The sequence below is a fragment of the Flavobacterium sp. Root901 genome (assembly GCF_001429765.1).
Taxonomy (GTDB): domain Bacteria; phylum Bacteroidota; class Bacteroidia; order Flavobacteriales; family Flavobacteriaceae; genus Flavobacterium.
Map to the genome: position 1 here is coordinate 1 of NZ_LMJB01000002.1, position 19,581 is coordinate 19,581.

General features: G+C 35.4%; 19 protein-coding genes and 2 pseudogenes. 15 read left to right on the plus strand and 6 right to left on the minus strand.

The genetic code is table 11. The features are described 5' to 3' along the window. The 5 genes and pseudogenes from ASE21_RS03400 to ASE21_RS03420 all read left to right on the plus strand — a co-directional run. The coding region (locus ASE21_RS03400; RefSeq protein WP_242410212.1) for a dimethylarginine dimethylaminohydrolase family protein at nucleotides 1–528 on the plus strand (528 nt) is incomplete at its 5' end. Nucleotides 529–599: 71 nt separating this feature from the next. Next, a pseudogene (gene ctlX, locus ASE21_RS03405) lies at nucleotides 600–1,442 on the plus strand (citrulline utilization hydrolase CtlX); the annotation flags it as partial. A 1-nt stretch (nucleotide 1,443) separates the two neighbouring features. Beyond that, nucleotides 1,444–1,666, plus strand: a pseudogene (locus ASE21_RS22180) (arginine deiminase-related protein); the annotation flags it as partial. Nucleotides 1,667–1,859: 193 nt separating this feature from the next. Continuing rightward, the gene (locus tag ASE21_RS21540; protein ID WP_082603433.1) at nucleotides 1,860–3,632 is read left to right on the plus strand and encodes a GEVED domain-containing protein; all 1,773 of its coding nucleotides are present in this window, start codon (nucleotides 1,860–1,862) and stop codon (nucleotides 3,630–3,632) included. A 210-nt stretch (nucleotides 3,633–3,842) separates the two neighbouring features. Continuing rightward, complete coding sequence (locus ASE21_RS03420) at nucleotides 3,843–4,823, plus strand: fasciclin domain-containing protein (protein WP_057121176.1); 981 nt, start codon at nucleotides 3,843–3,845, stop codon at nucleotides 4,821–4,823. A 59-nt stretch (nucleotides 4,824–4,882) separates the two neighbouring features. On the opposite strand, the gene ASE21_RS03425 is transcribed toward ASE21_RS03420, so the two are convergent. The 4 genes from ASE21_RS03425 to ASE21_RS03440 form a co-directional block, all read right to left on the minus strand. After that, on the minus strand, nucleotides 4,883–5,302 hold the full coding sequence (locus tag ASE21_RS03425) for a GtrA family protein (RefSeq protein WP_057121177.1): 420 nt from the start codon (nucleotides 5,300–5,302) through the stop codon (nucleotides 4,883–4,885). Between the two features lies 1 nt (nucleotide 5,303). Next, on the minus strand, nucleotides 5,304–5,990 hold the full coding sequence (locus ASE21_RS03430; protein ID WP_057121178.1) for a CDP-alcohol phosphatidyltransferase family protein: 687 nt from the start codon (nucleotides 5,988–5,990) through the stop codon (nucleotides 5,304–5,306). 152 nt (nucleotides 5,991–6,142) lie between these two features. Beyond that, nucleotides 6,143–6,949 (minus strand): phytanoyl-CoA dioxygenase family protein, encoded by an 807-nt coding sequence (locus ASE21_RS03435; protein ID WP_057121179.1) that lies wholly within the window; start codon nucleotides 6,947–6,949, stop codon nucleotides 6,143–6,145. A gap of 232 nt (nucleotides 6,950–7,181) precedes the next feature. Further along, on the minus strand, nucleotides 7,182–7,970 hold the full coding sequence (locus ASE21_RS03440) for an SDR family NAD(P)-dependent oxidoreductase (RefSeq protein ID WP_057121180.1): 789 nt from the start codon (nucleotides 7,968–7,970) through the stop codon (nucleotides 7,182–7,184). 261 nt (nucleotides 7,971–8,231) lie between these two features. Here ASE21_RS03440 and ASE21_RS03445 point away from each other — a divergent pair, with 261 nt between their 5' ends. Both ASE21_RS03445 and chrA read left to right on the plus strand, forming a co-directional pair. After that, the gene (locus ASE21_RS03445; protein ID WP_057121181.1) at nucleotides 8,232–8,663 is read left to right on the plus strand and encodes a DoxX family protein; all 432 of its coding nucleotides are present in this window, start codon (nucleotides 8,232–8,234) and stop codon (nucleotides 8,661–8,663) included. Continuing rightward, nucleotides 8,653–9,783 carry a chromate efflux transporter gene (gene chrA, locus ASE21_RS03450; protein WP_057121182.1) on the plus strand — a complete coding sequence of 377 codons (1,131 nt, stop codon included), beginning with the start codon at nucleotides 8,653–8,655 and terminating at the stop codon, nucleotides 9,781–9,783. The genes ASE21_RS03445 and chrA overlap by 11 nt, the downstream gene beginning before the upstream one ends. 34 nt (nucleotides 9,784–9,817) lie before the next feature. Here chrA and ASE21_RS03455 read toward each other — a convergent pair whose 3' ends face one another. Both ASE21_RS03455 and ASE21_RS03460 read right to left on the minus strand, forming a co-directional pair. Next, nucleotides 9,818–10,615 carry a helix-turn-helix domain-containing protein gene (locus tag ASE21_RS03455; RefSeq protein WP_057121183.1) on the minus strand — a complete coding sequence of 266 codons (798 nt, stop codon included), beginning with the start codon at nucleotides 10,613–10,615 and terminating at the stop codon, nucleotides 9,818–9,820. Between the two features lie 106 nt (nucleotides 10,616–10,721). Next, on the minus strand, nucleotides 10,722–12,134 hold the full coding sequence (locus ASE21_RS03460) for an aldehyde dehydrogenase family protein (protein ID WP_057121184.1): 1,413 nt from the start codon (nucleotides 12,132–12,134) through the stop codon (nucleotides 10,722–10,724). Nucleotides 12,135–12,577: 443 nt separating this feature from the next. Between ASE21_RS03460 and ASE21_RS03465 the strand changes: the two genes are divergently transcribed. From ASE21_RS03465 to ASE21_RS03500, 8 genes are all read left to right on the plus strand, one after another. Beyond that, nucleotides 12,578–13,003 (plus strand): nuclear transport factor 2 family protein, encoded by a 426-nt coding sequence (locus ASE21_RS03465; RefSeq protein WP_057121185.1) that lies wholly within the window; start codon nucleotides 12,578–12,580, stop codon nucleotides 13,001–13,003. A 119-nt stretch (nucleotides 13,004–13,122) separates the two neighbouring features. Further along, complete coding sequence (locus ASE21_RS03470) at nucleotides 13,123–14,214, plus strand: alkene reductase (protein WP_057121186.1); 1,092 nt, start codon at nucleotides 13,123–13,125, stop codon at nucleotides 14,212–14,214. Between the two features lie 328 nt (nucleotides 14,215–14,542). Next, complete coding sequence (locus ASE21_RS03475; protein WP_057121187.1) at nucleotides 14,543–15,121, plus strand: Crp/Fnr family transcriptional regulator; 579 nt, start codon at nucleotides 14,543–14,545, stop codon at nucleotides 15,119–15,121. 185 nt (nucleotides 15,122–15,306) lie between these two features. Beyond that, nucleotides 15,307–15,738 carry a DinB family protein gene (locus ASE21_RS03480; RefSeq protein WP_206779243.1) on the plus strand — a complete coding sequence of 144 codons (432 nt, stop codon included), beginning with the start codon at nucleotides 15,307–15,309 and terminating at the stop codon, nucleotides 15,736–15,738. A 315-nt stretch (nucleotides 15,739–16,053) separates the two neighbouring features. Beyond that, the gene (locus ASE21_RS03485; protein WP_057121189.1) at nucleotides 16,054–16,887 is read left to right on the plus strand and encodes a helix-turn-helix domain-containing protein; all 834 of its coding nucleotides are present in this window, start codon (nucleotides 16,054–16,056) and stop codon (nucleotides 16,885–16,887) included. A 269-nt stretch (nucleotides 16,888–17,156) separates the two neighbouring features. Continuing rightward, nucleotides 17,157–17,702 carry a carboxymuconolactone decarboxylase family protein gene (locus ASE21_RS03490; protein ID WP_057121190.1) on the plus strand — a complete coding sequence of 182 codons (546 nt, stop codon included), beginning with the start codon at nucleotides 17,157–17,159 and terminating at the stop codon, nucleotides 17,700–17,702. 19 nt (nucleotides 17,703–17,721) lie between these two features. Continuing rightward, nucleotides 17,722–18,588 carry an alpha/beta fold hydrolase gene (locus ASE21_RS03495; protein ID WP_057121191.1) on the plus strand — a complete coding sequence of 289 codons (867 nt, stop codon included), beginning with the start codon at nucleotides 17,722–17,724 and terminating at the stop codon, nucleotides 18,586–18,588. 88 nt (nucleotides 18,589–18,676) lie between these two features. Continuing rightward, a complete protein-coding gene (locus ASE21_RS03500) occupies nucleotides 18,677–19,579 on the plus strand; it encodes an alpha/beta fold hydrolase (protein ID WP_057121192.1) in 903 nt (300 codons plus the stop codon). The last annotated feature ends 2 nt before the right edge of the window (nucleotides 19,580–19,581 follow it).

Below are 19,581 nucleotides of genomic sequence, written 5' to 3' on the forward strand. Positions count from 1 at the left end.
GAAGTTCATATCGAAGGCGGAGATGTTATGCTTTGGAACGATCATATTTTTATAGGAACTTATAAAGGAAGCGATTATAAAGATTATATCACTGCGCGCACAAACATGCATGGCGTAAATTATATCAAAGAGCTGTTTCCGGATAAAATTGTCAAGGAATTTGATCTGGTAAAATCCAAATTGGAAGCCCGTGATAACGCATTGCATCTAGACTGCTGTTTTCAACCGGTTGGAAAAGATAAAGGCATTATTTATAAAAGAGGTTTTCGTGAAGAAGCCGATTATTTGTACTTAGTGAATCTTTTTGGAAAAGAAAATCTGTTTCATATCGAAAGAGAGGAAATGTATCATATGTTTTCAAATGTATTTTCGATTGATACAAATGTGGTGGTTTCCGAGAAAAACTTTACCCGCTTAAACAATTGGCTTCGGACAAACGGTTTTACTGTAGAAGAAATTCCGTATGCCGAAATTGCAAAACAAGAAGGATTGTTGAGATGCTCAACCCTGCCATTAATTAGAGACTAAAAAAGTTCAGGTTTAAGGTTTCAAGTTGTCATAACTTGAAACCTTAAACCTGAAACAAAAAAATAAAAAACATGAAACAAACAACAAATGCAATCGTAATGATTCGGCCTGCTGCTTTCAGAATGAATGAACAGACAGCGGTAAATAATTATTACCAAAAAGTATTGGACGGATTACTGCCAAGTACAGTTAATGCCAAAGCACAACAGGAATTTGATGTTTTTGTTGAAAAGCTGAGAGCCGTTGGAGTTGATGTTACAGTAATCGAAGATACTTTAGAAACAGATACTCCGGATAGTATTTTTCCAAATAACTGGGTTTCCTTCCATGAAAACGGTGACGTGGCACTTTATCCAATGTTTGCAGAAAACCGTCGTTTGGAACGTCGTGAGGATATTTTAGACACACTTGAAGAAAAAGGTTTTGTGATTTCTAATATAATAGATTACACATCAGCAGAAGAGGATGGTTATTTTTTAGAAGGAACAGGAAGTTTACTATTAGATCGTGCTAATGCAAAAGCCTATTGTGCCTTATCTCCTCGCGCAGACGAAGAATTGTTTATAGAATTTTGTGAAGATTTTGATTATGCCCCGGTAATTTTTGAAGCTTTTCAAACCGTTGACGGAGAGCGCAGACTAATTTATCATACCAATGTAATGATGTGTCTGGGTGAGACTTTTGCCGTGATCTGTGCTGATTGTATTGATGATAAAAAGGAGAGAAAAATGGTTTTGGATAATCTAAAAGAAGATAAAAAAGAAATCATTCTGATTACAGAAGACCAGGTTAATAATTTTGCCGGTAATATGCTTGAAGTTAGAGGGACAAACGATAAAAAATATATTGTTATGAGCGCCTCTGCTCATCAAAGTCTAACTCCGAAACAAATCCAGCAATTGGAGAAACATGCTNAGTTAGAGGGACAAACGATAAAAAATATATTGTTATGAGCGCCTCTGCTCATCAAAGTCTAACTCCGAAACAAATCCAGCAATTGGAGAAACATGCTGAAATATTAAGTTCGAGCTTAGATACAATTGAAGCCTGCGGAGGTGGAAGTGCACGATGCATGATGGCTGAGGTTTTCTTACCAAGAAACCATGATACTTTATTTCACGGATTTAAATTGACTTAGATTTCTATACTTCTGTATTGAGATTTGATATTCCATTTTATAACATTTTAAAAGAGTAAACATTAAATTTCAATAGGAATTTATGAGTGTTTATTTCTTCTTGCGATTATTATCTGACAAATAAATCAAAAGTGGAAAATAGGGCTAAGTTGCTATTGTTGTTTTTAGATTTTAACATTAAACAAAAAACACTATGAAAAATTATGCACTTAATTGGAATCGTTTAACGATCTTCCTATTCCTTTTCGGGATAAATTTAAGCTACTCACAAACTTACACAAGCTGGATTACCGGAAGCACTTCAGACGTTACAACAACTACAACAGGCGGCACCTGTTTAATGGGCGGAGGAACAGATAATGATGATGCCATAAAATGGATGATACAAAAATCTGGAGGTGGAGATTTTGTGGTTATTCGGTCATCTGGTACTCAGGCTTATAATGATTATATCTATGGTTTAGGCACGGTAAATTCTGTAGAGACTATTTTAATAGATACAAGAGCCAAAGCAAGTATAGCAGAAGTAGCAGCAAAAATTAGAAATGCTGAGGCTTTATTTATTGCAGGCGGAGATCAGGCGACTTATGTGGCATATTGGAAAGATACACCTGTAGAAGATGCTATAAATTATCTGATTAATACAAAAAAAGTTCCAGTTGGAGGAACCAGCGCCGGATGTGCCATTCAGGGAAAATATTATTATAGTGCTGCCAATGCGAGTGTTACCTCTGCTCAGGCCTTGGCAAATCCGTATAATTCAGATATGACCATTGGAGCTAATGATTTTGTCAATAATCCGATACTTGCAAATGTTATCACAGATACGCATTATAATAATCCAGACCGCAGAGGAAGACAAACGGCATTTATTGCCAGAATGTGGAAAGATTTAGGTGCAGGATTAAATGCAAAGGGAATTGGAGTTTATGAAAAAACGGCAGTTTGTATCGATGAAAATGGTATTGCAAAAGTTTTTGCCCCAGCAGCAGAAAACTATGCATATTTCTATAAATTTGATACCACATCTACACCAGAAACAGTAGTTTCAGGATCTGCATTGACTTGGAATAATAATGGGAAAGGGGTGAAAATTGTTAAAATTGAAGGTGATACAACAGGTTCGACAACAATTGATTTGAACGATTGGACTACAGTTACTGGTTCAAAAGTAAGTTATGGAACTATTAAAGTTATAAACGGAACTTTGACCGAAACTGTGGGAAGCGGTGGAGGAGGCGGAACAATCTCTTATTGTTCTTCAAATGGCAGCGATTCGAGTAGAGAATGGATTAAGAAGGTTGCAATTGGAAGTATCAATAATTTAAGTAATTCTAATGGAGGTTATGCCGATTTTTCTTCTCAAATTACCAATATTGCTAAAGGCACCTCAGCTACATTGACATTGACTCCCGGTTATAGTGCAACGAGAAAATTATATTGGAAGGTCTTTATAGATTTAAATAATAATGGTGCTTTTACAGATTCTGGTGAAGAGGTGTATTCTATTTTTAATAATCAAACTTTAACACCGTCTATAACTATTCCAGCATCGGCTTCCAGCGGAAATATCAGAATGAGAATAATTGTAAGTTATAATTCAATTACTTCTCCATGTGGGCCTTTTAATTATGGAGAAACAGAAGATTATACATTAAATATTACGGGCGGAATGTCAAAATTTAAAGAAAACGAAAATCCAGAGTTAAAAAATACTTCCATGACATTATATCCAAATCCCGCTGTAGATATAGTCAAAATTGAGTTTGAATCAACAGGAAAGCAAGATATTCAGATTAATATTTTTGACCTTTCAGGTGCGTTATTAAAAACTTTAAAAACCAAGAGCTTAGCTGGTTTTAATAGTATTGATTTAAATATATCTGATTTAAAATCAGGTCAATATCTGGTTCATGTTAAAAAAGGATACGAAACTTTAAACGCTAAACTTATAATTTCAAAATAATTAATTTAATTAAAACAGTTTTTTCAATTTATAAAAAGATTTAAAGGTTATTTTATTTTAGAAATAGCCTTTAAATCTGTGTATTATATCTAATCAAGTTGTTGATTGTTAGTTGTTTGTGAAATATAAAATGACATTTTGTTTAATGTTTTTGTTGTTTTGTTAAACAAAAAATCGTAACTTAGTCTTACAAACAAAAAAAATTATATTATGAAAACAAACAAAATTAAATTAATTGCTCTTTTGGCGTTAGTTGCTTTCGTCAGTCTTTCATGTAATAATGATGATGATAATGATACATCGCCACAACCTCAAACTATTGTAGCGATTGCGAAAGGCAATCCAAATCTTACCTCTTTGGTTGCTGCTCTGGAAAAAGCAGATTTAGCGACTACTCTTAATGCTTCTGGTTCTTATACTGTTTTTGCTCCTACTAATACTGCTTTTAGCGCATTTTTGACAGCAAACGGTTATGCTGATCTTAATGCTGTACCTGTTCCGGCTTTAAAAGAAATACTGCTTAATCATGTTTTTGCAGCAAAAGTAAAGTCAACTGACATTGCAACGGGGTACGTAAAAACTTTGGCTAAAGGTGCTGCATCCAGTTCCAATACTTTGAGTATGTACCTCGAAAAAAATTCCGGGGTAATTATTAATGGTGGAAAAGCCAATGGGGGAGCAGCAGTGACAACTGCTGATATAGAAGCTTCTAACGGAATAATCCATGTCGTTGATGGCGTGATCGGATTGCCAACTATTGTTAATCACGCTGCAGCGAATAAAAACTTCACGACGCTTGTTGCCGCTTTGACCTATAATCCTGCTTCAGGATTTGCCGGAATATTATCCGGAACTGCAAGTTCTCCATTTACAGTTTTTGCGCCAACAAATGCCGCATTTACAGCATTTCTAACAGAAACAGGTTATCCTGGTCTGCCTGCGATTCCAGTAAATGTTCTTGAAACAACTCTTAAGTATCATGTTGTTGCTGGCGCTAATGTTTTATCAACCTCATTGACAAATGGACAAGTCGTGAATACTTTCGCAGGTCAAAGTTTTACGGTAGGTCTTACAGGAGGTGCAAAAATAACTGATGCCAGTGGAAGAGTTATTACCATTACAGCTACCGATGTCCAGTGTTCAAATGGAATTATTCACGTTATAGACAAGGTTCTACTGCCCCAATTTTAGAATTAATTTTAAAGCAAAAAAGCCATTAAACTACTATTTTTAGTTAATGGCTTTTTTACTTATAGTGAATTACTTCTCATTTCCCTAAAAACCCAATATCTAATCAATGGATAATTAAATCCATAAGAAACAAAAGTATCGGTAATTAATCTTCCAATTCTGTAATCGATCTGAAAACCTTTTTGCAAAATAAGAGTGCCTAATGATTTTAAGGAGATGCTTCCCAATACAACCAAGGCAAATTTTAAAAGCTGCCTATTGATTTGGCTGTTATACCCACATTGGTTTTTAAATACCCAAATTCTATTAATGCTGAAATTGATTATTGCGCCTAACGTTCCGGAGATTAGGATAGAAAAGGTGAAATGCAGTTTAAATATTTCCGTCAATAAAATCATAAAACCATAATCGGTACTACCGCCTATAAACGCCGCAACTTGTGCTTGCAGGAAAGTGAAAATGGATTTTTTACTTAACATATCAGATCTGGTTTTTATCTTTTAAATCTCCTAGTTTTAAAAGTTTTAAACTGTCAAAAATATTGATTATCAGTAATACAATTGTGATTGTGCCAGTCAGATAAAGTATTGATCCATGAAATAAAACTTCTACAATCAAAATTATGGCAATAATGAATCTAAGTTCTGTAGGCCCCGCAAAACCAGAATCTATGGTGTACTCATTTGTAATTTTATAGCGTAACTGGCTGATGATAATGGACCAGCCATATAATGCGACAAAAGCAAAGGCTATTATTTGTGTGTTATTTTCGGCATAAATGTAGTAGCCAAAGCCAATTAGTACAATACCTATCCAATCTGAAATTATATCAAGCGCAAAACCATACCAGCGGCGCGGAATATTTCTATAATAAGCCAACCTTCCATCTAAAGAATCTCCAAGCCAATTTACAGCTAATCCTGCAATACCCAAAAGCAGATAACGATTTGTTACATAACTGCCTAAAACAAAAGCTATAAAAATTAATCCGGAACCAATTGTACCAATTAAGGTAAGTACATTTGGCGTAATGAATTCAGGCACTTTCGGAAGCAAAAAAGCAATCGTTAACTGTTCCGCTCTTTTTAAAATATTAGTCCGTTTCCGGTCTGAAAATGTCCTTTGTATGATCGCACTTTTACTTTCAGCCTGTGTTTCTGTTCCCATCAATACACGTTATTAGTAACCTTTAAAATATATCTAGTTGCAGTTTCATAATTTTTGATTTTATCTTTCCCTGGGTATTTTTAAAGAAATCCACGGCTCTTTTTAGTTTACCTGATCTAATCAGATAACTAAATGCAAGAAAAAATAACATACTACTTAACAATTCCTGCAAAACGCTGGTAAAAAACCGTTGGACTATTCTCATTTTTTGGAGCATATTTTCCCGCAATGATTGGAATATAAATGACCCTTCTTCTGCTTTCTTCACCGCGTACGGCAGATTCTGCGACTCTGTGCCACAAACGGCCGTCGTGAATTGTTAAATCCCCAGCTTCTGGATTTATGGAAACTTCTTCCGGATCGGCTTTATGATCCAAAAAGTATTTTTTACGGAAAAGCATTTGGTAAATACTCTGTTTGTGAGTACCCGGAATGATTTTAAGACCTCCGTTTTCAGGCTTTAAAGTGCTTAAGTGTATCCCGACATTTAGCATCGGATTTAGTTTTGTGCCATAAAAAATATCTCTCAGACCATCCGTATGCCAGCCCATTTTAGCAAACTTACTTTCCGGTCCGTTTATATAATGATTAAAAACCATTCCATCTTTTTCCTCGGTGCCCAATCTTGCTCCATCACCTGCTAATTGTAATAAACCCTCAAATCTTGTATCAAGTAAAAGACCGCTCAAGGTTTGATGATGCTGATTGATAAAAGCAAAACGCTGTACAATAGGAGAACCGTCTAAATCTTTTCCATATTTAATTGGAACGCCATTAATTTTTTGAAGGTCACTGTCAATCCATTTTTGCTGCACTTCCTTTGAGGCATCGATGATTGATGAAACTGTTTCCGGATTGATGAAATTTTTAAAGTGGATGAAACCGTAGTGGTTGAAAAAGTTAATCTGCTCATCGGTTAATTGATCAGCAAGGGTAAATGTTTTATATGAAGATACCATGATAAATGTATTTAATAAATGAAATAATAAGTTTGAATTTTATCTAAAAGTTTAGCAGCAGTAACAACAACAACAACAGCACATTCGCATATCTGCGTGCATTTCGCTTTTAGGAAAATTAAACATATTTCTTTTATTAGACATATTCTATGGAATTAGTAGATATTTAATGCTAAGATAATATAATTTTTCTTTTACAATCATTTTTCTTTTAATTTTTTTTGAAAAAAAATTAAATTTTATAGATCCCTGCTGCTGTTTTTTCGATTAAGGCCTTTGGCAGTATACGGTTGGCATAAACCGAGATAATATTGGTGAAACCAGGAATAACTTCTGATTTTTTGCTGAACATGGCTTTTACAGCCATTTTTGCGACTTCATCCGGCTGCATATTAAACTTTTCAGCCATTTTGCTAAGAGCATCTAAACCAGCTCTTGAAGCAAAACCAGTATTAACAGGTCCCGGACTAAAACACGTCACTGAAATTGAACTCTTAGCAAGTTCGAAACGCAGGGCACGGGTAAATGATAAAACAAAAGCCTTTGTAGCGGAGTATACAGCCAGCGTAGGTACAGCCTGATAGGCAGCAGTACTCGATATATTTAGAATGTAGGCTTGCTTTTCCTGTAAAAGAATAGGCACTAATAAATGTGAAAGCTCTACAACTACATTCATGTTAAGCTGCATCATGCCAAGCTGATCGGTTAGCGAAGACTGACTGAAATCACCCCACACCCCATAGCCGGCATTGTTAACTAAAATGGCGACAGGATAGTTATTCGTTTTAATCCAATCGGTTACTTTTGTCGGTGCACCACTTATCGAAAGGTCAATCGATAAAAAAGGTGCATTGATGCCGTATTTGACTTGAAGATCATCAGATAGTGCTTTTAATTCCTCGTCACTTCTTGCGATAAGCAATAGTGAATATCCATTTTCAGCTAATTGATAAGCAATAGATTTTCCAATGCCTTTGCTGGCGCCGGTTATCAGGGCATACGGTTTAGTTTTTTCGCTCATCTTATTGATTTAATTATCAAATATAAACAATAATTGTGTTTTTGACTTTACCATAAAGAGTTTACAATTTATATTTAAAATAGCCTCACTAAAGGAACATCATTCGTACCACAGGTTGTGTAATTCTTTAACAGTTATATTAAATATTGATATTTAATTTACCAATGAAAGCGAGAAATGATAGAAAAGTTAAGTTAAATTTGTGTATGATAAAGAAATAAAATTAAAAAATGATATCTACAAAATAGAAAAATCACTAATATGTTCAGAAAAATCATTAATACGAATAACTCAAAAACCACGATCATAATCCGCTTGATGGTTGGTGCAGTTTTCTTTTCCGAAGGAGTTCAAAAATTTTTATTTCCAGCTATTCGAGGTGCTGGGCGCTTTGAAAAAATAGGATTGCCATCACCTGAGTTTTTGGGAAGCTTTGTTGGCTTTTTCGAAATTCTATGTGGAATTTTACTTTTATTGGGGCTGTTAACGCGTCTGGCCAGTATTCCGTTGATAATAATAATGCTTGTTGCTTTTGCTGCGACCAAAGTTGAAGTATTGGCAAATGAGGGCTTTTGGGAACTTCTTCACGGCAGCAGAACAGATTGGGCTATGCTTTTAGGTAGTATTTTTCTTTTAATTACAGGTGGTGGCAACTGGTCTATAGATAAAATTTTGATAAAGAATGGAGCGTGATATCCGCATAAAAGAAATTGCCAGGCTCTTTCTCAAACTCGGACTTATCGGTTTTGGAGGTCCGGCAGCCCATATTGCAATGATGCAGCAGGATGTTGTGGTCAAAAGAAAGTGGATGAGTGAACAGCATTTTTTAGATTTATTGGGAGCGACTAATCTTATTCCCGAACCCAATAGTACTGAAATGGCAATATATATTGGATACGACAAAGCCGGCTGGAAAGGACTACTGACAGCAGGTTTATGCTTTATTCTACCGGCTGTTTTCATTACGGGTGTTTTTGCCTGGCTCTATAAGCAATACGGGCAGTTACCCGAAATACAGCCTTTTATTTACGGTATTAAACCTGCAATCATTGCCATTATTTTAGGGGCAGTTTTTCCATTAGCCAAAAAATCGATTAAGTCAATTTTATTAGCATTTATAGGCATAGCTGTATTGGTGTTGTCTTTACTGGGAATAAGCGAAATCTATTTGATGTTTGGAGCAGCAGTCTTCGCAATAGTGGTGCTTTATATTCAAAATCAAAAAAATAATGTAGTGCCGAGTTTTATTCCGGTTCTTTTTTTTCAAATTGCAAACAATCAGTTCGTATCAGAAACAAACATCAGATTGCTTTGGATATTCTTAAAAGTTGGTGCAATTCTCTACGGAAGCGGTTACGTGCTATTTGCCTTTTTAGACAAAGAATTGGTAGCAAACGGCTTGCTTACGCGACAGCAATTGATGGATGCTGTTGCAGTTGGCCAGTTGACGCCTGGACCTGTCTTTTCATCAGTTACATTTGTTGGTTATCAGATCAATGGACTATCTGGTGCTGTGATCTCGACGATTGCGATTTTCGTTCCATCTTTTGTGCTGGTAGCATTACTTAATTCTCTAATGAAGATAATGCGAAATTCTAAAGCGCTTTCAGCTTCTCTGGATGCGTTAAATGCGGCATCTGTTGCCCTAATTATGGGGGTTTGTTTTACAATGGGAAAAGAAACCATTACCGATTGGAAGACGATCAGCATAGCATTAATCAGTGCCATTATGGTTTTTAAATTCAAAACAATCAATAGTGCATTGATTGTATTTTTGGGTGCATTGCTAGGTTATATCTTATATCAATTTTAATTATGAAATCTTTCCTGCAAAATTGAAGGTAACATCATTTTGAAAATACTTTTGATGGTGCTATTCCAAACTCTTTACTAAATGAACGTGAAAAATGAGAGATATTTTCAAATCCTACTTCAAGATAAACCTCAGATGGCTTTTGGCCTCTTTTAGTTATTAAATAGTATGCCTGCTGCAGCCGTTTTTGCAGAAGCCACTTTCCCGGAGCCATTTTAAAAATCTTTTTAAAATCACGTTTGAAAGTCGTTAAACTCCTGCCGCTCATATATCCGAATCGTTCCATAGATAAATTAAACTGAAAATTCCTGTTCATAAAAGCTTCCAAATCTATTTTTCCGGGTTCGCTAAAATCAAACAATACATTTTTGAGATCAGGATTTGTTTTTAATAACAATAACACAGCCTCTTTTGTTTTTATAAGCCGCATTTGTTCATTTTTACCATCTGTTGTAAGATCAAAGTAAGGCGCGAGTGACTGAATGTAGTTCAGTAAAAGTGGCTGCGTCTGAATGTTTATTATGGCATCGTTGACAGCCGGCATATCTGCTGTAAATCCGTACTCTCTGTTAAAATCTTTTAAAAAGCTTTGGTCGAGCCGTACTGATATGGTTTTATATTCTCCGTTTTGCGACGGAATTTTAATATACTTGGCTAGACGGTTTCTTCTGGCAAGACAGAATTCGCCTGTTTGCACGGAGTACTCTTTTTCGGCATCATTGATAACCAGCGATCCTGAAAACTGAAACAGAAAAATATGTTCAGGAATAAACTGCTCATTTGATAAATTTCGCGTTACGTAACAGGAATACAGAATATTGGGACTTATCATCTTATATTTTTTTTGTTCTATAAATTTAAGCAGAATTGAAATTGTAAGTCTTTCAATTCTGCTTAATTAAGCTTTTTCTATTAAACTAAGAACAGTTTTATAATTACTAAGCAATTACTTTCGGTTCAACATATTCATTAATACCATAAGACCATGAAGTTCTCCCTATACCGGACTGTTTAAATCCTCCAAATGGAGACATGGATTCCCTGTTTACTGCCGTATTTATTAACACTCGTCCTGAGATAATCTGGCGTGCCATCTTTTTCGCTTTTTCTGTATCAGCTGAACTGATATAAGCAGAAAGGCCATAAATTGTATCGTTGGCAATATTTACAGCCTCGTCTTCTGTTTTGTATGTTATAACACAAAGAACCGGGCCAAAAATTTCTTCTTTGGCAATAATCATGTCTGGTTGTACATTTACAAAGACCGTAGGTTTAGCATAGAATCCTCCAAGTCCTTCAGGATGACCAAGTCCTCCTACTAGAATTTCTGCACCCTGATCCCAGCCGGACTGAATGTAACGCTGAACAGTGTCATACTGTTTTTGACTTACCATTGGACCAATGTAAGAATCGGCGCTCCATAAATCACCAATTTTGATGTTTTTCACACTTTCTACAATCAGGCTTTTGATTTCTTCCAATTTGTTTTCCGGAACAATAATTCTTGTTCCTGCATGACAGGCCTGACCGCTGTTACTGAAACCTATCGCTAATGCTAAAGGAATGGCTTTCTGAAGATCAGCATCTTCTAATATTATGTTAGATGATTTTCCTCCCAGTTCAAGTGTAATTCGTTTCATGGTTTCTGCTGCTTTACTTCCAATCAGTCTGCCAATTTGAGTAGAACCAGTAAAGGTCACTACTGCAATATCAGGGTGAGCAGTAAGTGCAGCACCCACTACAGGACCGGTTCCGTTTACAATATTGATAACACCATTAGGAACACCAGCCTGATCAAAACATTCCGTTAGGATCTGCGTTTGAATGGCACTTAATTCACTTGGCTTAATAACAATCGTACATCCCGCTGCTATAGCTGGTGCAAGTTTGCCGCAAATATGCGTATAATCAGCATTCCAGGGTGTGATTGCAGCTATTACACCCAATGGCTCATTTACAATAGTGGCATACTCCAGCTGTTTTTCAAATTCAAATCCTTCCATGGCAGCTTTTGTGTCCAGAAATATTTGTGCGGCATATCGGGTTCTTCCTTTGGTTGCTGAAATTGGAGATCCGTATTCCTCAACTGCCGCATTATTAAGTGCTTCTTCATTGGCAAGAATGGCATCGTGCAGACGCTGCAGGATTTCACCGCGTTCCTTCAGGGTTGATTTTGAAAAAGTCAAAAAAGCTTTTTTTGCTGCCTCAATTGCTATATTAGTATCAACTTCATCACCTAAATAAACTACACCTATTTTTTCTCCTGTCGAAGGGTTGTGAAGATCATGTTTTTCTTTGCCGTGCGGTGCTGTAAAGCGACCCTCAACGTATATTTTATCTATTATTTTCATGTTGTATTATTTAATTTAACAGTGCAAAATTAGAGTGAAAACAAAGGAGCGACTTGACTCAAAAGTCCAAATTTGTTGTCTCTAAAGCTCACTCCAATTTGGTGTTAATCTTAAATGTAAAATTGCGACATGCCTTTCTATTTAAGCTTAACATCTTTTCCTCAATCGTTAACTTTTTTTCCCGTGCAATAAAAGCAGATAAAACTGCTTGAGATTTGTCAATTGATTTCTTATTATATATCAATATCGATCTTAATATTGGTCCCTAATTTTGTACTTCAATAATCCTGAATAAATGAAGACTTACAAATTAAAAATTGGCTTTAACAGCTATAATAATTTTCACAACGCAACTGCTCTGCTTCTTTTGGACACTGGATTAAAAAATAATTGGAAGAACTTCTAAAGAAATAAAATATTCAACTTACTTAAATTATATAAAAATGAGTACTAAAACAGCTAAAGAACTGCTTGTCGGTTATCTTGAAAATATAGACAGTCCGGAGACAGTAATACAATTATTTGCAGATGATGCTGCTATTGAACTTCCCTATCTTAAAAGTCTGGGGATGCCATGGCAGATGAAAGGCAAAGATGTGATATTAGATTTTCTGCAAAATCTTCCCACTATGTTTCCTGGTTTTAAATTTGAAAATGTTCAAATTCTTATTGATACACCAGATCAGGTATTTGGAGAATATGACGTTCATTGTACCAATGGAAAAACGGGACTTCGATACGATCAGTCTTATATGGGCAGACTAGTAGCCGATAACGGAAAAATTAAACTGCTTCGCGAAGCTTTGAACATGGCCGAAGTTGCTAAAAGTTTCTTCCCTGAAGCCACAGCTTATCTGCCTTTTGAATAATTAAATTATGAATATCAGTTAATTTCTAATATAAACACAAAAGAAAGCTTTTAAACTAAACCTGGATTTTAAACAGATATCAAAAATTACTGTCATTTTTAACTTAGAAACACATTACAATGAATAATAAATTATTTTCTGAATACCAATTAGGAGACCTTACTTTAAAAAATCGCATAGTAATGGCACCAATGACAAGAGGACGTGCGGCCAATCCTGAACTTATGGCTACTGATCTAATGGCTGCTTATTATAAACAACGCGCATCAGCCGGTTTAATTATTACAGAAGGATGCTGGGTAAGCCCGGATGCAATTGGATATATAAATGTACCCGGTATTTACACGGATAACCAAACCAAAGCCTGGAGTCAAGTTGTTGATGCAGTACATGATGCCGGAGGTAAAATATTTCTTCAGATTTCGCATGTGGGTTCCGTTAGCCATCCGGATCATCTTAATGGTAACCTGCCTCTTGGGCCGTCTGCTATTAATCCAAATGAACAAACATTTACACCTGAGGGGTTTAAAGATACTCTTGTACCTCGTGAAATGACAGTTGAGGACATTAAAGGTATTATTGAAGATTTTCGCATCGCAAGTCTTAATGCAAAAAAGGCAGGTTTTGACGGAGTAGAAATTCACGGAGCTCATGTGTATCTTTTTCCTCAATTTTTGAGTTCAGAGACCAATAAGCGAACAGATTCTTACGGAGGTTCTGTAGAAAACAGAAGCCGTTTTGTACTGGAACTTCTGGAAGCGGTAACCGGCGTTTGGGGAAAGGGAAGGGTAGGATTGAAAATTAGCCCTGCAACAAGTTCCGGAACTTTAAAACCTAATGCAGATACTGAGCCGACTTTCCGTTATTTAGCTCAGGCGTTAAATCAATTCGATCTGGCTTATCTTCATGTTTTGGGACTGGAATCGGTTGTTGGCACTCCGGCAGAAGTATTTCAGGATGCTGCTTCTTATTTTCGACCATTATATAATGGTACCCTTATGATTGGCGGTGGACTTGATTCTGAAAAAGGAGAAGCACTTTTAAGCTCAAACAACGCTGATCTTATTGCGTTTGGTCTGCCGTTTATTGCTAACCCTGATTTAGTAGAAAGATATCGTACAGGAGCTGCACTGTCTCTTCCAAAAATGGATCTTCTTTATACCGGTGGCGCTGAAGGTTATACTGATTACGGAACCTTTAAGGAAAATTAAATATTATATCTTTTTTTAAACTAAGTGAAACTCTTAACTATTTAAGAGTTTTTTTATTTAGGAAAGTTAAGTAGCATAAATTGCTGCTTGTTTCTACAAAAAAAAGATTAGGAAAATCGTTAACATATCAGGAATACAAAGAAATAAGATCTGTAAAATGTTTTAGGCCTCACTGATAAAAATTATGGATTCTCAGCGGGAATTCTATTTAAAGACTAAGATTCAGGTCGTAAATAATTCAAATTAAGTCCTGTTTTAATAAGTAAATCCATTTGGTAATTGTTTTATCTTTACGCTTTAATTAACCTGTATTTTAATTAAGATTTATATGTTTGAGATTTTTGCTCAATACTTGCAAAGTAAAATAGAACTCAGCGATCAGGAACTAAAAATGATCGAGGAGGTTTGCGTAGTGCGAAAACTGAGAAGAAATCAGTATCTGCTGCAAGAAGGGGATATTTGGCGTTTTAATGCCTTTATAACCAAAGGATGTTTGAGGACCTATAGTATAGATGACAGGTCTATGGAACATGTTTTGAATTTTGCTATTGAAAATTATTGGATAGGCGATAGGGAAAGTCTTCTAAACGGGACACCATCCCGCTTTAATATTGATGCCATAGAAGATAGTACCGTGTTGTTAATTAGTAAGGATAATTTTGCCGGACTTATGAAAAGCATACCTCAATTTCAGGATCTCGTTAATTTAATAATCGAGCGAAGTTTTGTGGCAAGCCAGGATCGTATCAATAACAGTATCAGCCTTAATGCAGAAGAAAAATATATTCGCTTTATTGAGAAACAGCCACAGATTGCGTTACGGGTTCCACAGCACATGATTGCCTCCTATTTAGGAATGACACCCGAAACGCTGAGTAGAATAAGAAAACAGAGTTTAAAAAAATAATCCGGAAAGACAATTCCATCCATCAGGCACTTGATATATATCAAGTGCTTTTTTATTTTATATCAATTGTTTATGGCTTTTTTGAAATTAGTTTTGTGTTATGTTTAAAGTCATAAAGATGATGACTTTAATAATTTCATTAGTATTATAATTTGATGGAAAAGACAAAAACATCTGAGGGAAATATGGAAAGAAGTATTATTTATCAGGCATGGCTCTTACAGAACAGGAAGATCAGCGATCTTGTTCACAAGCTTAGTGATGAAGACTTAAAAAAGGATGTTGCTTTTGGCAGAAACAGCGGACTTTATCTTTTAGGGCATTTAATTGCCAGTAATGATCTCTTGCTGCCTCTTTTTGGTTTTGGAGAAAAAATGTATCCCGAGTATGAGAAAATTTTCTTATGCTGTCCTGACAAATGCGCTCAAAATTTTCCGGCTGTCAAAGAGGTAAAATCGCATTGGTTTGCCTTAAATGAATACCTCAATCTGAAATTTGCCTCGATAAATGAAAAACATTGGATTGAGAACGATAAATCGTATTACCAATTAAAAACGATGCTAACTATTGTAAATCATCAGTGTTATCACCTGGGGCAGCTTGCTTTTCTCTTATAATAATAACTTTATAGATAAATAAATGCCTTGATATTTTATCAGGGCTTTTATTTTTTATGCAATGTTTAGATTTGAAGTAACAGCCTGAGGAGGATCTGGCTTTTTTATTCCACCATTTTAAACTTATAAAAAAAGTTGAATTTTAGTTATGTTAAGTGTGTTTCTCTACTGCATTCAAGCAGTTTCATCGATCGAAGTTACGCAGGAATTGCCTGAGGTTTTGTCCTTACTACGCTCCAACTATATTTGCGGTAATTGAAAGCCCATAGAATTATAATTTTATTAATTTTACTTTGAAATCTAATATATGCAGATATGATTTATAGCGGAGACAGCAAAGAGTTACTAATTCTGGAGGAATTGAATAACATAAACAAGGATATACTGTATAAAAGTGGTGATACCGATATGACCTTACTTTGGAACAAAGGAGAGGAAATGAAAATTATGATCGATAAAGTTGAATATAATTTAAACAGGAACGATGTTGTTTTTCTCACTGAATATCACAAAATTGACAGTTTAGATTTAGACTCGGTTCGATTTCTCCGCTGGAATCAATCCTTTTTTTGTCCCATTAATCATGATAACGAAGTCGGCATTAAAGGGCTCCTTTTTTTTGGTGCGACTGGTGTGCCGATTATAAATATTATAGAAAATGAAATTAAATCCCTTGAAAATTATTGGGAAAACTTTTCAAATGAGATGTCTGCAAAAGACAGCCTTCAGAAAGACATGCTGCAGTCTATATTAAAGCAGATTTTGATTTTTTGTGCCAGAAGTTTAAAGAAGTCTGCGAATTACGATCGGTTAGAAAAAAGCCAGGTAGATATTATTCGGGAATTTAACTTTTTAGTTGAAGGACATTTCTCAAAGCATCATGATGTGGCCTTTTACGCTTCTAAGCTAAATAAGTCTCCTAAAACGCTCTCTAATCTTTTTGCACTGGCTTCCAATCGTCCTCCCATTAGTATTATTCACGACAGGATTATGCTGCATGCCAGAAGACAAATTAACTATACCAATTTATCCATAAAGGAAATTGCCTACGATTTGGGTTACGAAGACATTCAGACCTTCAGCCGGTTTTTTAAAAACAAAGAGGGTGTTTCACCTATTCAATATCGCGAAAAATTAAAATTAAATTAGTCAACATCAAACTAATTATAAAAGTGCTCCGCTCAGGGCACTTTTTTTTATCTCAATTTTTATCTGACTTGGATACTGCTTTTTGTGGTTTTATCAGTTTACAAAACAGTCTAAACCTCATCCATACCTTATTTCTTTTTATTTCTCCTGTTTGGGAAAAATGGTTAACTCATCGGGAAAATGTGACTAACTCCCGCCGCTATAAGTATTGCAACTTTGTACTGTCAATAACGACAATCAAAACGAATATAAATTTAATAATTAATATCATGGCACGATTAACAGCTTTAGACCCAGATCAAACAGATGGGAAATCAAAAGAATTATTTACTGCGATAAAAGGTAAAATGGGCATGGTTCCGAATATGATGAGAACAATGGGAAATTCACCGGCCGTACTAAACGGGTATCTGGGATTGAGTACCGCACTTAACAGTTCATCACTTACACCAAAAACAAGAGAACTAATTTCTTTAATGGTTGCAAATGAAAACGGATGTGACTATTGTAATTCTGCACACAGTTTCATTGGAGGAAAAATAGGAATTGATGCTGATACCCTGGCTCAGGCGAGAATTGGAGTTTCATCAGATGAAAAAACAAACGCCGCTTTAGAATTTGCGAAAGCAGTACTTGATACAAAGGGAAATGTATCTGATGATGCTATATTAAAATTCAAAACCGCAGGTTATGGGGAGGAACAGATTGCAGAAATAGTGGCAGCAGTTTCATTGAGCATTTTTACAAATTACTTTAATAATACCGCCAAAACAGATATTGATTTTCCAAAACTGGCGCTAATTCACCAAAACTAACTTTAAACCAATAAAAATTATGAAAGCAACTTATCACACAAGAAAAATCAACGGAGTTGAAATTTTTTACCGCGAAGCAGGAGATAAAAACAAACCGACTTTAGTATTACTGCACGGTTACCCAACATCTTCTCATATGTTTAGAAATCTGATTGTAGATTTATCAGACAAATATCATTTGATTGCGCCGGATTATCCCGGATACGGAAGAAGCGAGCAGCCGCCAATGAAAGACTTTGATTATACTTTTGAAAATATGTCGAATATAGTAACTACGCTTTTGAGTGAGCTTGACATACAAAAATACAGCCTTTATTTAATGGACTACGGAGCGCCAATCGGGTTTAGGATTGCAAGCGCAAGCCCGGAGAAAATCGATACTTTAATAATTCAAAATGGCTGTGCTTATGATGAAGGTCTGGAAGCATTTTGGGATCCAATTAAAGCTTATTGGAAAAACAGCAATGATAAAGAAGCCGAAGCTACACTTAAAACTTTTCATTCTCCTGACGGATTAAAATGGCAGTACACTCATAATGTACCCGATGAAAGTGCCATATCGCCTGATAATTGGGAAATTGACTTAAGACACTTGGAACGTCCTGAAAACGGAGCGATTCAGCTTGCTATGTTTTATGATTATCAAACCAATGTGGTATTATATCCAAAATGGCAGCAATATTTTAGAGATCATCAGCCCGAAACTCTGATTGTATATGGTAAAGATGATTATATTTTTCCTGGTGTAGGAGCAGAGGCCTTCAAAAAGGATTTGAAAAATCTGGAATTTCATTTATTTCCAACCGGACACTTTGCTCTTGAAAGCTTCGGAACAGAAATTGGCGAACTTATCAGTGATTTCCTTGACAGAAAAGTAAACAAATAAGTATATAATTTCATTCTGCAATACTCACGAGAATATTGCAGAATGAAATTATAATAAGAAACTGTAAAAATCTTCAAAAGTATTTATCATGACAACAGCTGTAAATTTTAACCCGCAGGATATCGATAATAATGTTTACTACCAATATGTTACCATAGATGGAATACAAATTGGATATAGAGAAGCAGGCGTATCAAATCAAAATGTACTGTTTTTGCTTCATGGATATCCAAGTTCTTCTGTGATGTTCAAAATGATAATTCCCATTCTGTCGAAGCATTTCAGGGTTATCGCCATAGATCTGCCGGCCTTTGGATTCAGCGATATTCCGAGTGAGGACGATTTTGATTATACGTTTAAAAATTATGGTGAATTAATCTCGGCATTTATGCTGCAAATGAAAATTAGCAAGGCAAGTTTTTATCTTTTTGATTATGGAGCTCCTATATTGATGCACAGCATTGTTAAAAATCCGGATAGCGTAGAGATGCTCATTTTTCAAAATGGGAACATTTACATGGAAGGTGTTGGAGATAAATTAAAGGAAATAAAAAAATTGTATGATGCAAATACTAATGAAAGTGCTTTACAATTAAATAAATTTTTTGAATTGGATTATACCAAATGGGAATATCTCAATGGTGTTACAAATAAAAACAGGGTTATGCCCGAAACATATCTTTTAGATCAATTTCTATTGGAGAGAGAAGGCGTAAAGAAAATTCAAATCAATTTGAAAAGAGATTATAAAACCAATATTGAACTGTATCCGCTTTGGCAGGAAACCCTTAAAAAACTTCAGCCTCCCACTTTGATAGTGTGGGGAGAAAATGATGAATTTTTCAAAAGAGAAGGTGCAGAATTGCTGCACAAGGACATGAATAATTCCAAACTGCTTTTTTATCCTACCGGACATTTTGCGCTTGAAGAATTTGGATTAGAAATAGCCAGCGAAATCATCGCATTCTGGCAATTAAATTTTAAACATTAAAT

Coding starts and splice junctions, on each gene's coding strand:
- ASE21_RS21540 (WP_082603433.1), top strand. CDS start 1,860: ATGAAAAATTATGCACTTAATTGGAATCGTTTAACGATCTTCCTATTC.
- ASE21_RS03420 (WP_057121176.1), top strand. CDS start 3,843: ATGAAAACAAACAAAATTAAATTAATTGCTCTTTTGGCGTTAGTTGCT.
- ASE21_RS03425 (WP_057121177.1), bottom strand. CDS start 5,302: ATGTTAAGTAAAAAATCCATTTTCACTTTCCTGCAAGCACAAGTTGCG.
- ASE21_RS03430 (WP_057121178.1), bottom strand. CDS start 5,990: ATGGGAACAGAAACACAGGCTGAAAGTAAAAGTGCGATCATACAAAGG.
- ASE21_RS03435 (WP_057121179.1), bottom strand. CDS start 6,949: ATGGTATCTTCATATAAAACATTTACCCTTGCTGATCAATTAACCGAT.
- ASE21_RS03440 (WP_057121180.1), bottom strand. CDS start 7,970: ATGAGCGAAAAAACTAAACCGTATGCCCTGATAACCGGCGCCAGCAAA.
- ASE21_RS03445 (WP_057121181.1), top strand. CDS start 8,232: ATGTTCAGAAAAATCATTAATACGAATAACTCAAAAACCACGATCATA.
- chrA (WP_057121182.1), top strand. CDS start 8,653: ATGGAGCGTGATATCCGCATAAAAGAAATTGCCAGGCTCTTTCTCAAA.
- ASE21_RS03455 (WP_057121183.1), bottom strand. CDS start 10,615: ATGATAAGTCCCAATATTCTGTATTCCTGTTACGTAACGCGAAATTTA.
- ASE21_RS03460 (WP_057121184.1), bottom strand. CDS start 12,134: ATGAAAATAATAGATAAAATATACGTTGAGGGTCGCTTTACAGCACCG.
- ASE21_RS03465 (WP_057121185.1), top strand. CDS start 12,578: ATGAGTACTAAAACAGCTAAAGAACTGCTTGTCGGTTATCTTGAAAAT.
- ASE21_RS03470 (WP_057121186.1), top strand. CDS start 13,123: ATGAATAATAAATTATTTTCTGAATACCAATTAGGAGACCTTACTTTA.
- ASE21_RS03475 (WP_057121187.1), top strand. CDS start 14,543: ATGTTTGAGATTTTTGCTCAATACTTGCAAAGTAAAATAGAACTCAGC.
- ASE21_RS03480 (WP_206779243.1), top strand. CDS start 15,307: ATGGAAAGAAGTATTATTTATCAGGCATGGCTCTTACAGAACAGGAAG.
- ASE21_RS03485 (WP_057121189.1), top strand. CDS start 16,054: ATGATTTATAGCGGAGACAGCAAAGAGTTACTAATTCTGGAGGAATTG.
- ASE21_RS03490 (WP_057121190.1), top strand. CDS start 17,157: ATGGCACGATTAACAGCTTTAGACCCAGATCAAACAGATGGGAAATCA.
- ASE21_RS03495 (WP_057121191.1), top strand. CDS start 17,722: ATGAAAGCAACTTATCACACAAGAAAAATCAACGGAGTTGAAATTTTT.
- ASE21_RS03500 (WP_057121192.1), top strand. CDS start 18,677: ATGACAACAGCTGTAAATTTTAACCCGCAGGATATCGATAATAATGTT.